Here is a 13,159-nt window from a genome sequence, read left to right as displayed (position 1 = left end):
CCCCCCCCCCCCCCCCGCCACATCTTGGCGGCGGCCCAGGCCAGGAACAGCCCGCTGGCCAATGCGCTCAGGTCGAAACCGGCCATGGCCCAATCGCCGACGGCGATCGAATGGTTCAAGCCCTGCCCCGTGGTCAGGCCGTTGAGCAGCGGCAAAGCCGCCCACAGCACGGCCCCCAGGCCCAGTTGCTCGGCCCAGGCACGGCGCCCCGGGCGCAGCATGGCGTGCAGCAACGACAGCGCCCAGAGCAGGAAGAAACTGTTGATCTCCCAGTCGGCACGGCCCTCCAGGCCAATCGGCAACAGGCGGTTGGCCCAGAAGAACGCCGCCACGCCGATCAGCAGGCCGCTCATGCTGGCGATGTTCAGCACCTCGACCAGGCGCAACTCGAACGGCTGGGTGCCGCTCTTGGCATGCTTGAGCTGGCGCTTGCCCAGCCACATCACCAGGCCGGTGCCGATCACCGCCGTGCCGGCCAGGCCGAAGAAGAAGTACAACCAGCGTAACCATGGGCCGGCGAAAACCCCCATGTGCAACCCGTACATGCCGCCGGAAATCAGCATCGGCGTGGCATCGATCTGGCTGCCGCCCTGCAGGGTGCCGTTGACCCCATCGAACAGCCAGCCACCGCCACGCTGGTGAGCGATGCGGTCGCCGGCATGGCGCACGAAGCGTACCCGGGCGTTCTGGTCACCGGGGTTCTGCACCTCGACCCACGACAGGTTGGCCCCCGGCGCTTGCGCCTGAACCTTGGCGTACAACTGCGGCAACGGCAGCAGCGGCGCCGGTGTACCCGCCACTTTGACCTCGTCGGGCGCACCGAACAGGTCACTGAAAAAGCCACGGGTATTGTCGCCATAGCTGGCAATGATGCTGGCCGGCATGACCATAGCCATGAAGATCACCAGGCTGCTGTAGCTGATCATCAGGTGAAACGGCAGCACCAGCACGCCAATGGCGTTATGCCCGTCGAGCCAGGAACGCTGGCCCTTGCCCGGACGGAAGGTGAAGAACTCCTTGAAGATCTTCTTGTGGGTAATGATTCCGGTCACCAGGCCCAGAAGCATGATGAACGCGGCAAAGGTCGACAGCCAGCGGCCCCAGGGGTGAGGCATCTGCAGCTGGAAGTGGAAGCGATAGAAGAACTCGCCGCCACGGGTCTCGCGCGCCTGCAGTTCGCTGCCGGTGGCAGGGTCGAGGGTTTTCGAGGTGAAATCGCGGCGCCCGCCTCCAGGCTTGGGCCAGCCCACGCTCAATGCCGGTTCGCGGGCGTTGGGCAACTGGATGAACCAGCTGCCGGCCGTCGGCGCATGCTCCTGCAGGTAGCGCTGGGCCAGGTCCAGGCTCGCCGCCGGGTCCAGCGCTCGGCTGGGCACTTCCGGCTGCGTCCAGTGACTGATTTCTTCCTTGAAATAGGACATTGTCCCGGTCAGGAAAATCGCAAACAGCAACCAGCCGAAGATCAGCCCGGTCCAGGTGTGCAGCCAGGCCATGGCCTGGCGAAAGCCCTCTTTCATGCGCTTTTCATCCAATAGGCCAGGCCGCTGATCATTGCCAGCACCAGGCTTGGCACCAGGACACCCAGCCAGGCCTGCCAGGCGCTACGACAGGCGAAGCACCAGAGGAAGGCCACCAGGTAGAACAGGAAGGACAGCATCATGCCGCTGATCACCGCCTCGGCACGCGGCACCGGCAGCAACAGGGTGATGCAGACGCTGGCCATGGCCGCCAGCAGATAGCCACCGAACACGGCAGCCAGGCTGCGGGAGGTCACGGCCAGGCGGTAACTGAGGGGCAGCCTGGCGGCTTTGCTTTTCATGGCATCCGTCCATTACGAGAAGCGCACAATAATAATGATTTATATTCTCATAATCAAAGCCGCCGGCCAGACGGATCAGAACGACAGATCGACGCCCACGGTGTAACGGCGGCCATCCAGTACGGTCTGGTAGTTTTCGTAGTCCACTTCCTTGTTGAAGACGTTGTACACACCGGCCAGCAGCTTAACGTTCTTGGTCACCCGATAGGTGCCGCCGAGGTCGACGAAGGTGTACGACGGCGTGCCGTCGGACATGGTGGTACGGCCCAGGTAATCCGAGGTTTTGCCGCGATAGTTCAGGCGTGCCCAGGTCCCCAGCTGGTCTGTAGCCTGCCAGTCGAGGGTGGCGTTGAACATGTGCCGTGGCATCTGGTTCAAGGCCTTGCCCTTCTGCGGGCCGCTCTTCTGCTCGGACGCGGTGAAGGTGTAGTTGGTGGCCAGCGACACACTCTGGGTGATGTCCCAGTCCAGGGTCGCTTCAATACCGCGCATCTGCGCTTCATCGACGTTGACCCGGTCACTGATGAACTTGTACGAGGTGCCGCCGATCTGGCACTGGCCCGAGGCATTGCCGGTGCTGTCGGTGCAGCGGCGGGTCTCGGTGATCTTGTCCTTGAAGTCGGTGTTGAACAGGGTCAGGCCGGTGGAGAAACCTTCAAGGTTGTCCCAGATGAAACCGATTTCCTGGCTCAGGCTCTTTTCCGGCTTGAGGCTGGAGTTGCCGACGATGATTGCCGGATCGCCACCGCCACCGGTGATCTGGCCCCAGTCATCCACGGCGGCGCGGATGTCCGGCGAGCGATAACCGCTGGATACGCCACCCTTGATGGTCCATTGCTCGGTCGGGTGATAGACCCCGTACAGGCGTGGCGACCAGTGGGTGCCGTAGTTTTCATCGCGGTCCATGCGCAGGCCGCCGGTCAGGGCGAAGGCTTCGGTCAGGCGCCATTCGTCTTCGGCAAACAGTGCCCACGACCAGCGGGTCAGTTGGTTGACGCTGGCCGCCGAGGCCAGTTGGTTGCCCTCGTCGCTGAGGTCTTCGTACTTGTACTGGCCGCCTAGGGTGGTGATGTGCGAATCGCTGAAGAACGACACCTGCGAATTGAGCACGGTGTTTTCCAGTTCCATGCGCCGGCCGGGGTTCTCGATTTTCTCGCGCTGCAGGTAGCTTTCGCTGGTGAGGCTGTCCCAGCGCCCGGAGTGGGTGATGGAAAAGTTGGTGCGGTCGTAGTCGTTGCGGCTGGCGGATCGGCTCGCCGAACGGCCTTTGTGCGCGTTGCGCTCTTGCTCGGACTTGCCCGCTTCCAGGGTGATGTCGTTGTGTTCATCCGGGGTGAACGAGAGCTTGGCCGTGGCACTGTCGGTGCTCTGCTCGTTGAAGCCGTTGACGATATGGTCTTCGTCGCGGCGCGAACGCTGGCCGTACAGCTGCAGGCCAACCAGGTTGTCGACCAGCGGCCCGGAGATAAAGGCGTTGGTGCTGTTGTAGTTGCCCGAGTCGGAGCGGTCCTGGAAGGTCGCTTCAGTGCGGATGCCGCCATACCACTGCGGGGTGACCTTGCGGGTGATGATGTTGATCACCCCACCCATGGCATCGGAGCCGTACAGCGACGACATCGGCCCGCGCACCACTTCGATACGCTCGATGGCTTCCAGCGGCGGCATCCAGCCCTGCTCGATACCGGCACCATCGCTGTTCGGGCGGGTCGCGCGCGAGTCCTGGCGTTTGCCGTCGACCAGCATCAGGGTGTACTTGGAGGCCATGCCGCGAATGCTGATGTCGCTGGAGCTGGCGCCACCGGTGACCACCACGCCCGGCACATCGCGCAGGGCATCGGTGACGTCACGGTAGGACTTGTTCTCGATCTGCTCGCGGGTAATCACCGAAATCGATGCCGGCGCATCCTTGATCTGCTGAGAGAAACCCGACGCGGTCACCACCATGTTGTCCAGCTCCAGTGGCTGGGTCTGGGCGCTGGCGTGGGCGCTGTACAGCGAGCAGAGGGTAAGCGCGAGGCAGGATTTGCTGAAAGTCGGGGACACGAGGACCTCTCCCTGAGAAATGTAAAGGTTGCGTAAATTCACCAAGGGAGCGAATGCTAGTTATTCTCAAATGAGAGTAAAGCGTATTTACGTTTTTTACATTTTCCCGATCCTCTGCTACGCCCGTCAGTCAGGCGCCGATTGCCGAGTAGTGGCACTCTTTACTACAATGCGAACAATTCTTATTCTTTTGCGCATCCCGGCGCCGGAGTGTTCACGGTGCCCAGCGCTCCCTCTTCCTCGCTCGAAGGCCTCTACCTCGACCATCACAACTGGCTGACCGGCTGGTTGCGCCGGCGTCTGGGCTGCCCCGACAGCGCTGCGGACCTGGCCCAGGACACCTTCATGCGCCTGCTCCAGGCCCGCGAAACGCCACTGCTCAACGAGCCGCGGGCGTTCCTCACCACCGTGGCCAAGCGCGTGCTGTGCAATCACTACCGCCGTCAGGACCTGGAGCGCGCCTACCTCCAGGCGCTGGCGCAGTTGCCCGAAGCACTGGCGCCGTCGGAAGAACACCGGGCAATCATTTTCGAGACCCTGCTGGAGCTCGACCGCCTGCTCGACGGCCTGCCATTGGCGGTCAAGCGCGCCTTCCTGATGGCCCAGGTCGATGGCTTGGGCTACAGCGAGATCGCTGCGCAACTGGGCATCTCCCTGGCCACAGTCAAGCGCTACCTGAGCAAGGCGGCCATGCGCTGTTACTTCGCCCTGTGAACGGCCATCAGGCGTTTTCCCCGCAGGTGGCCGAACAGGCCGTGCACTGGCTGATCGAGCTGCAGGGCGGTGCCCTCGATGCACGTCAGCAACAGGCCCTGCAGCAATGGTTGCAGGCCGACGACAACCACCAGCGCGCCTGGGAGCACATCCAGCGGGTCAACCAGCGCTTGCGCGGCCTGTCCTCGCCCCTGGCCCACGCCGCCTTGCAGGCGCCACGTTCGGCCAGCCGCCGACGGGCGCTGAAAACCCTGCTGATCCTCGGTGTCGGCAGCGCCAGTGGCCTGGCCTTGCACTCGCACAACCCGCTGCCGACACTGCTGGCCGATTACCGCAGCCCGGTCGGCGAACGCCGGCGCCTGGCCCTGGACGACGGCAGCCTGCTGCAGCTCAACACCCGCAGCGCCGCCGATGTGCGTTTCGACGCCAGCCAGCGCCTGGTACGCCTGTTGGACGGTGAGCTGCAACTGACGGTGGCCGGCGACAGCCGACCGTTGCAACTGCTCAGCGCGCACGGCCTGCTGCACCTGAGCAGTGGCCGCTACAACCTGCGACAGTTTGCCGGGTACAGCCAGCTGGCGGTGTTTGCAGGCAGCGCCAGCCTGGCCGGGCAGGTGTTGCCCGGCGGCCAGCAAGCGCACTTCAACGGCCCGCAATGGCAGGCCACCCAGGCGCTGGACAACAATGCCGGGGCCTGGGTCGACGGTATGCTGGTGGCTGCGCACATGCCCCTGGGGGCGTTTCTCGACGAGCTGGGCCGCTACCGGCGCGGTCAGCTCAATTGCGCGCCAGAGGTCGCCAACCTGCTGATCTCCGGCAGTTATCCACTGGCCGACAGCGAACGCATTCTCGACATGCTGGAAGTGGCATTACCGGTGCGCGTCAGACGCTTTACCCGCTACTGGGTGACGGTCGAAGCGCGGGCCTGAAACATTTTTCAACGGACCTGAGCCGTTTTCAATTCTCGCGTGACAGAGAAGGCAGACCCCTTTGCTTCGACCTTCTCAAGGACCTCCTGCATGCCTCTTCGACCGAGCCCACTTGCCCAGGCCCTGCGCACCCTGCTGCTGGGTGCCAGCCTGAGTTTCACCGCCGTTGCCGCCCAGGCAGCAGAGGCCCCGGCGCGCACCTACCAGATCGCCCCCACCAGCCTGGAAAACGCCCTGAACCAGTTTGGCCGCGAAAGCGGTGTACTGATCTCGTTCGGCTCGCACCTTACCAGCGGCGTGCAGAGCCCCGGCCTGCAGGGCCAGTACAGCCCGCAGCAAGGCCTCGATGCGCTGCTGCAAGGCAGCGGCCTGCAAGCGCGTGCCGAGGGTGACAACGCCTTCAGCCTGCAACCGCTCGCGGCAACCCATGCGCCGGTCGAGCTCGGCGCCTCCACCGTGGTCGGCGACTGGCTGGGCGCGGCACAGCAGGACAACGTCTTCGAACATGCCGGCGCCCGCGACGTGATCCGCCGCGAGGACTTCGAACGCAGCGGCGCCACCACCGCGCGCGAAGTGCTCAATCGTATCCCCGGCGTCAACGCCCCGGAAAACAACGGCACCGGCAGCCACGACATGGCGCTGAACTTCGGCATTCGCGGGCTGAACCCACGCCTGGCCTCGCGCTCGACGGTGCTGATGGACGGCATCCCGGTGCCTTTCGCCCCCTACGGCCAGCCACAGCTGTCGTTCGCCCCGATCAGCATGGGCAACATGGACGCGGTGGACGTGGTGCGCGGCGGCGGCGCGGTACGCTATGGCCCGCAGAACGTCGGCGGCATCGTCAACTTCGTGACCCGGGCGATCCCCGACGAGCCGACGGTGAAAGCCGGCTTCCAGACCCAGACCAGCCCGTCCTCCAGCCATGACGGTTTCAAGACCAGCGCCAACCTGCTCGCTGGCGGCACCAACGCCAACGGCCTGGGCGGCGCCCTGCTCTACTCCGGCAGCCGCGGCGGCGACTGGCGCGAGCACAGCGACACACAGATCGACGACCTGATCCTCAAGGGCAAATACCAGCTCGATGAGGCCAACAGCCTGCACGCCATGGCCCAGTACTACGAAGGCGAAGCGCAGATGCCCGGCGGCCTTAGCGTTGCCGACTACGATGCCGACCCGTACCAGTCGACCCGCCTGAAGGACAAGTTCTGGGGTCGGCGGACGATGTTCAACTTCGGCTATGACTACAAGGAAGACGCCCGTCAGTTCAGCGTCAACAGCTTCTTCACCAAGACCCTGCGCAGCGGTTACCTGGACCAGGGCAGCTTCGTCTCGCTGTCGCCGCGCGAATACTGGGTACGCGGCATCGAAACGCGCTTCTCCCAGGGCTTTGCCCTCGGCGAGAGCTGGCACGAAGTCGGCGTTGGCTACCGCTACATCAACGAAGCCGGCCATGAGCTGCGCTACCGCGAACCGATCGCCGCCAACCAGCTGCCGACCACCGCCAGCCGCAACGACCGCGACACCCGTGGCAGCACCGAAGCCCACGCGATTTTCCTCGACGACCGCATCGACATCGGCCAGTGGACCATCACCCCGGGCATCCGCTACGAAATGATCGACTCCGAGCAGTCCAACAAGCTCAACGGCCAGCGCTACCAGGGCGACTACAACACCGCCCTGCCGGCGCTCAACGTCATGTACCACCTGACGGACAGCTGGAACCTGTACGCCAACACCGAAGGCTCGTTCGGCAGCGTGCAGTACAGCCAGATGCCCAACCGGGTCAGCAGTGGCGAAGTCAAACCGGAAAAAGCCCGCACCTGGGAACTGGGTACCCGCTACGACAACGGCAACCTGCAGGCTGAAATCGGCGCATTCCTGATCAATTTCGACAACCAGTACGAAAGCAACCAGACCAACGATTCGGTGATCGCCCGCGGCGAAACCCGCCACCAGGGCATCGAGACCAGCGTCAAGTATGCCCTCGAAGGCCTGAACCCGGCACTGGCGGGTTTCGACGTGTACGCAACCTATGCCTTTGTCGACGCGAAAATCCGTGAAGACGGGCCGAACAAGGGCAATCGTGTGCCCTTCTCATCCCGCCACAAAGGCACCCTGGGCATCGGCTACAGCGAGGGCCAGTGGACGCTCAACCTCGACAGCACCTACCAGAGCGACCAGTTTGCCGACAACGCCAACACCGCGGCCGAAAGCGCCGACGGCAGCACCGGGCGCATCCCCGGCTACATGCTGTTCAGCAGCCGCGCAGCCTATGACTTCGGCCCGCAACTGGCGAACCTCAACGTTGCCGTGGGGGTGAAGAACATCTTCAATCACCAGTACTACACCCGCTCGTTCGACGACAACAACAAGGGCAAGTACGTGGGTGAACCTCGTACGATATACCTGCAGACCTCCGTCGCGTTCTGATCCAGCGCATGCAAAAGCCCGGCCGCCGCCGGGCTTTTTGCTACAAGATATTTTTATTTCAAAAGGGCTTGAATTGTTCGGCCAAGTGCCTGACCTTGTAGTCAAGAGGCGATGGTTCTCACAGGCCGCAAAGGCCCCATCGATTCTCTTGCGAGCTAGCTGAATAAGGGATTGAACTATGCAAATCCAAGTCAATAGCGACAACCATATTCAAGGCAACATCCGGCTGGAAGAGTGGGTCCGCAGCACGGTAGAAAGCACGCTCGAACGTTTCGAAGAAGACCTCACCCGCGTCGAGGTCCACCTGCGCGACGAGAATGGCGACAAGCCAGGTCCGCATGACAAACGCTGCCAGATGGAGGCACGCCCAAAAGGCCATCAACCGATTTCCGTAAGCCACAAAGCCGCATCCCTCGACCAGGCTGTCGACGGAGCCGCGATCAAGCTCAACCACGCCCTGGAGCACTTCTACGGCAAGCTGCGCAGCAAACGCGCGGTCACCCAGCAAAGCGACAGCGGTGCCCAGAATGACGGGCTGTTGCAGGAAGAGTTTCTGGAGAACGAGCAAGCTAGCTTCAACTGAATAATCAGCAACGCAGACGGTAAAAAGGCGAGCCCAGGGGGCTCGCCTTTTTTTGCCTGGGTTGCGAGCGCTACGCGCCCGATCGCGGGGCCAGGCCCGCTCCCCCAGTGCCCGCTACTTCGCTTCCTCGATCTCCTTGCCACTGGCATCGATAGCCTTGGTCGACGGATAGCGGTACGAGGCGTAGCGCACCACCAGGATCGAGAACGCCAGCAGCAGGATGCCGCCGCACACGTACAACAGGCCGGCGTCCGGCGCTTTGTGGTGCGACACGTCGCCAATCAGCAGGCGGGTCAGCGCAGTGATCGCCACATACAGCAGGAAGCGGATCGGCATGTGGTTGGTCTTGAAGTAGATCCCCACCATGGCGCCGAGCTCGAGGTAGATGAACAGCAGCAGGATGTCGTCGACGCTGACGCCCTTGCCGAGCATCTCGATGAAGGTGGCCACGGCCGCGTAGGCGGTGATGCCACCGATGCCGAACAGGGCCAGGTAGTGGAACGCCTCGACGCACAGGTTGCCCAGCGAGTCGGCCGAGCCATGCAGGCGCTTGCGCAGTTTGTCAGCCCAATTGATGCTCACGATACGGTTTCCTTGATACGGCTGGAAGGATGATGCGCCAGGCGCATGACGCTTGGTCTGCATGCAGTAAAAAGGCCAAGCCCCCTGCTTGAGAAGGCGACCGATTGCCGCAAGGCACAGCCATCGCTGGCTGTGCCCTTATCCTTGCAGTTCGCGGTTACCGAATCGTGTTTACTCCAGCGCCGACGCCGGGCCGAAGAATTCGTAGCGGCTCTGCTGCTCCGGCACCCCCAGGCCCTTGAGGTGGCGCTTGATGGTAGCCATGAAGGCTTTCGGGCCAAGGAAGTAGGCGTCCACATCACGCTCTTGCGGCAACCATGCGCCCAGTTGATCGGCGCTGAGCAGGCCCACGGCGTCCGCCGGCTGGCTGACGCCATCGTCTTCGGCATAGCAGTAGAAGCGCTTGACCTGCGGGTGGCGCGCCGCCAGTTCATCGACCCAGCCGCGGAAAGCGTGCACCGCGCCGTTGCGCGCGCAGTGAATGAAGTGCACCAGGCGCCCGCTGTCCAGCGCCGCCTCGAGCATCGGCAAGGTCGGGGTGATGCCGACGCCGCCACTGATCAGCACCAGCGGTTTTTCACTGGCGCTCAAAGTGAACTCGCCCGATGGCGGGAACAGGTTGATGGTGGCGCCCACGGCCAACTGCTCGTGCAGGTAGTTGGAGACCTTGCCGCCGGCTTCGCGCTTGACACTGATGCGGTACTGGCCGGCAGTGCTCAGGGCCGACAGCGAGTAGTTGCGGCGCTGCTCCTGGCCGTAGATGAACAGTTGCAGGCCGATGTACTGGCCAGGCTCAGCCTGCAAAATCGCACCGCCATCGACCGGGGCGAAATAGAAGGAGACGATCTCGCTGCTCTCCTCGACCCGCTCGACCAGCTTGAACTCGCGCGCACCACGCCAGCCACCCGGGGCCGCGGCTTTTTGCGCATAGATATCGCCTTCAGCGCCGATGAGGATATCGGCCAGTTGCTGATAGGCCGCGCCCCAGGCTGCGATCACTTCGGGGGTGGCAATCTCCTTGCCGAGCACTTCTTCGATGGCGCGCAGCAGGCAGCTACCGACGATCGGGTAATGTTCCGGAAGGATCTGCAAGGCCACATGCTTGTTGATGATCTGGCCGACCAGGCCGCCCAGTTGTTCGAGCTGGTCGATGTGCCGTGCGTACATCAGCACGCCGTTGGCCAGGGCCCGGGGCTGGTCGCCGCTGGCCTGGTGCGCCTGGTTGAACAGCGGACGCACCTCGGGGTACTCGCTGAGCATCAGCTTGTAGAAATGGGTGGTCAGCGCTTCTCCGCCGCTTTCCAGCAGGGGTACGGTGGCTTTGACGATTGCACGATCCTGGGCATTAAGCATGGATGACTCCTGAGCCTGTGGCTTCTTGATGAATGCCTTGGTTATTACAGCTTTCGTGCCAACTATTAAATCTATATAAACCAACAACTTACAAAATAAAGAGTCATAAAGACAACGACTGCGATATAGTCATATTGACCCACAGGAGTCTTTATGACCGCAAAATCCCTGCTCACCGCCTTGCTGCCGCTGGTCAGCGACCTGTCCCGCGAACTGCCCGAGCGCGAACGCTACCGGCGCCTGCTCGAAGCCATGCGCAGCCTGCTGCCCTGCGACGCTGCCGCGCTGTTGCGCCTGGACGGCGAATGGCTGGTACCACTGGCCGTGGACGGCTTGAGCACCGATACCCTCGGGCGGCGCTTCAAGGTCGATGAGCATCCGCGCTTTGCGGCCATCCTCAGCCACAGCGAGCCGACCCGCTTTGCCAGCGACAGCAAACTGCCCGACCCCTACGACGGCTTGGTCGAGGGCCTGCATCAGCACCTGGAGGTGCACGACTGCATGGGCTGCCCGCTGTTTGTCGATGAACGGCCCTGGGGCCTGATCACCCTCGATGCGCTGAACCCGGAACAGTTCCAGCAGGTCGAACTCGATGCCCTGCAGGCCTTTGCCAGCCTGGCGGCGGCCACGGTCAATGTCGCCGAACGCATCGAACACCTGGCCCTGCGCGCCGAAGACGAACACCAGCGCGCCGAGGTTTACCGCCAGGCCAGCGGCCAGCAGCACAAGGAACTGATCGGCCAGAGCAAGGCGCTCAAACGCCTGCTGGAAGAAATCCGCCTGGTCGGCAGTAGCGACCTGACGGTATTGATCACCGGCGAAACCGGGGTGGGCAAAGAGTTGGTGGCCCAGGCTATCCATCAAGCCTCAAGCCGCGCCCAGCAGCCGATGATCAGCCTCAACTGTGCGGCGCTGCCCGACACCCTGGTCGAGAGCGAGCTGTTCGGCCATGTCCGTGGCGCCTTTACCGGCGCGGTGGGCGAGCGGCGCGGCAAGTTTGAACTGGCCAATGGCGGCACGTTGTTTCTCGATGAAGTCGGCGAATTGTCGCTGAGCGTGCAGGCCAAGCTCTTGCGCGTGCTGCAGAGCGGCCAGCTACAGCGCCTGGGCTCGGACCAGGAGCACCGCGTCGATGTGCGCCTGATCGCCGCCAGCAACCGCGACCTGGCCGAAGAAGTGCGCGCCGGACGCTACCGCGCCGACTTTTACCACCGCCTGAGCGTATACCCACTGCTGGTGCCACCGCTGCGCGAACGCGGGCGCGATGTGCTGCTGCTCAGTGGCTATTTTCTCGAGCAGAACCGCTCGCGCATGGGCCTGGGCAGCCTGCGCCTGAGCCCCGAAGCCCAAGCCGCGCTGATTGCCTACAACTGGCCGGGCAACGTGCGCGAGCTGGAACACCTGATCGGCCGTTCGGCGCTCAAGGCCCTGGGGCAGCATGGCCTGCGACCGAAAATCCTCACCCTGGATGCCGCCGACCTGGACCTGCGCCCGGTTGAGTCGGCCCCTGCCCCCATCGACACCACTGCATTGGCCGAGGCACCGCTGCCCGGCGGCGATCTGCGCCAGGCCCTGGATGACTACCAGCGCCAGCTGATCCAGGCGTGCCTGGAGCGCCACCAGCACAACTGGGCCAGCACTGCCCGCGAACTTGGCCTGGATCGGGCCAATCTCAGTCGCCTGGCACGGCGCTTGGGTCTACGCTGATTTCACCGAGTGATTAAAGCCACGGGCCGCCGGGTCGATAACCTGGCATCTCCCCCTATTACTCTGCCCTGAAGGTGCCTATGGCGTCGCAAAATGCCCGCGCGGATTCGCTGTCGCTGCTGCTGTTTACCCTGCGCAGCGGCAAGCTGATGGCGATCAACCTGCTCAAGGTCAGTGAAATCATCCCCTGCCCGCCGCTGACCAAGCTGCCGGAGTCGCACCCCCACGTCAAAGGCGTGGCCACCTTGCGGGGCAACTCGCTGTCGGTCATCGACCTGTCCCGGGCCATCGGCGAACGGCCGCTGGAAGACCCGGACGGCGGCTGCCTGATCGTCACCGACATCAGCCGCTCCAAGCAGGGGTTGCATGTGCAGGCGGTGAGCAAGATCGTCCATTGCCTGAGCACCGACATCAAGCCGCCACCCTATGGGTCGGGGAGCAAGTCGTTCATCACCGGCGTGACCCGGGTCGACAACACCCTGGTGCAAGTGCTGGATATCGAGAAGGTCATCCACGGCATCGCCCCGCCGACGCACGAGGTGGTGACTTCCGAGCTCAGCGCTGAAGACGCCGCAGTGCTGGCCGCCACCAACATCCTGGTGGTCGATGACAGCCAGGTGGCCCTGCAGCAGTCGGTGCATACCCTGCGCAACCTCGGTATCGAATGCCACACCGCGCGCAGCGCCAAGGACGCGATCAACACCTTGCTCGAACTGCAAGGCACCGAGCGCGAGATCAACGTGGTGGTGTCGGACATCGAGATGTCGGAGATGGACGGCTACGCCTTCACCCGCACCCTGCGCGAAACCCCGGATTTCCAGCACCTCTACGTGCTGTTGCACACCTCGCTGGACAGCGCCATGAACAGCGATAAAGCCAAGGATGCCGGGGCCAACGCGGTACTGACCAAGTTCTCCTCGCCAGACCTGACCGACTGCCTGATCGTCGCCGCCCGCACCGTGGCCTTCGAAGAACGCTGATACATAGCCGCGAAGCGTT

General features: G+C 63.5%; 11 protein-coding genes. 6 read left to right on the top strand and 5 right to left on the bottom strand.

Features of this window, described 5'->3' with window-relative positions; genetic code table 11:
- From UW3_RS26400 to UW3_RS0102635, 3 genes are all read right to left on the bottom strand, one after another.
- Positions 1 to 1,517, bottom strand: a 1,517-nt coding sequence (locus tag UW3_RS26400) for a PepSY-associated TM helix domain-containing protein (protein WP_010220667.1), incomplete at its 3' end; no start/stop codon positions are given.
- A complete protein-coding gene (locus UW3_RS0102640; RefSeq protein ID WP_010220665.1) occupies positions 1,514 to 1,819 on the bottom strand; it encodes a DUF3649 domain-containing protein in 306 nt (101 codons plus the stop codon). The genes UW3_RS0102640 and UW3_RS26400, both read right to left, overlap by 4 nt.
- 75 nt (positions 1,820 to 1,894) lie before the next feature.
- Positions 1,895 to 3,862 carry a ligand-gated channel protein gene (locus UW3_RS0102635; protein ID WP_010220664.1) on the bottom strand — a complete coding sequence of 656 codons (1,968 nt, stop codon included), beginning with the start codon at positions 3,860 to 3,862 and terminating at the stop codon, positions 1,895 to 1,897.
- 219 nt (positions 3,863 to 4,081) lie between these two features.
- On the opposite strand from UW3_RS0102635, the gene UW3_RS0102630 reads away from it, so the two are divergent.
- From UW3_RS0102630 to UW3_RS0102615, 4 genes are all read left to right on the top strand, one after another.
- The gene (locus UW3_RS0102630; RefSeq protein ID WP_010220662.1) at positions 4,082 to 4,576 is read left to right on the top strand and encodes a sigma-70 family RNA polymerase sigma factor; all 495 of its coding nucleotides are present in this window, start codon (positions 4,082 to 4,084) and stop codon (positions 4,574 to 4,576) included.
- A complete protein-coding gene (locus UW3_RS0102625; protein ID WP_010220661.1) occupies positions 4,573 to 5,505 on the top strand; it encodes a DUF4880 domain-containing protein in 933 nt (310 codons plus the stop codon). Before UW3_RS0102630 ends, UW3_RS0102625 begins: the two co-directional genes overlap by 4 nt.
- A gap of 90 nt (positions 5,506 to 5,595) precedes the next feature.
- Positions 5,596 to 7,935, top strand: coding sequence for a TonB-dependent Fe(3+) dicitrate receptor FecA (fecA, locus tag UW3_RS0102620; RefSeq protein ID WP_010220659.1), 2,340 nt, complete (start codon positions 5,596 to 5,598; stop codon positions 7,933 to 7,935).
- A gap of 178 nt (positions 7,936 to 8,113) precedes the next feature.
- Complete coding sequence (locus UW3_RS0102615; RefSeq protein WP_010220657.1) at positions 8,114 to 8,518, top strand: HPF/RaiA family ribosome-associated protein; 405 nt, start codon at positions 8,114 to 8,116, stop codon at positions 8,516 to 8,518.
- A 114-nt stretch (positions 8,519 to 8,632) separates the two neighbouring features.
- Here the strand turns inward: UW3_RS0102615 and UW3_RS0102610 are convergent, their stop codons facing one another.
- The gene (locus tag UW3_RS0102610) at positions 8,633 to 9,100 is read right to left on the bottom strand and encodes a phosphate-starvation-inducible protein PsiE (RefSeq protein WP_010220656.1); all 468 of its coding nucleotides are present in this window, start codon (positions 9,098 to 9,100) and stop codon (positions 8,633 to 8,635) included.
- 171 nt (positions 9,101 to 9,271) lie between these two features.
- Positions 9,272 to 10,453, bottom strand: coding sequence for an NO-inducible flavohemoprotein (gene hmpA, locus UW3_RS0102605; protein ID WP_010220655.1), 1,182 nt, complete (start codon positions 10,451 to 10,453; stop codon positions 9,272 to 9,274).
- 153 nt (positions 10,454 to 10,606) lie between these two features.
- On the opposite strand from hmpA, the gene norR reads away from it, so the two are divergent.
- Together norR and UW3_RS0102595 are read left to right on the top strand one after the other, a co-directional pair.
- A complete protein-coding gene (norR, locus tag UW3_RS0102600; protein ID WP_010220653.1) occupies positions 10,607 to 12,160 on the top strand; it encodes a nitric oxide reductase transcriptional regulator NorR in 1,554 nt (517 codons plus the stop codon).
- 80 nt (positions 12,161 to 12,240) lie between these two features.
- Positions 12,241 to 13,140, top strand: a complete 900-nt coding sequence (locus UW3_RS0102595) for a chemotaxis protein (RefSeq protein ID WP_010220652.1) — start codon at positions 12,241 to 12,243, stop codon at positions 13,138 to 13,140.
- Positions 13,141 to 13,159 lie beyond the last annotated feature (19 nt).

This window comes from Pseudomonas donghuensis (assembly GCF_000259195.1).
GTDB lineage: Bacteria > Pseudomonadota > Gammaproteobacteria > Pseudomonadales > Pseudomonadaceae > Aquipseudomonas > Aquipseudomonas donghuensis.
The sequence above is the reverse complement of the archived record's forward strand: the minus strand, read 5'-3'. Positions and strand labels throughout refer to the sequence as shown.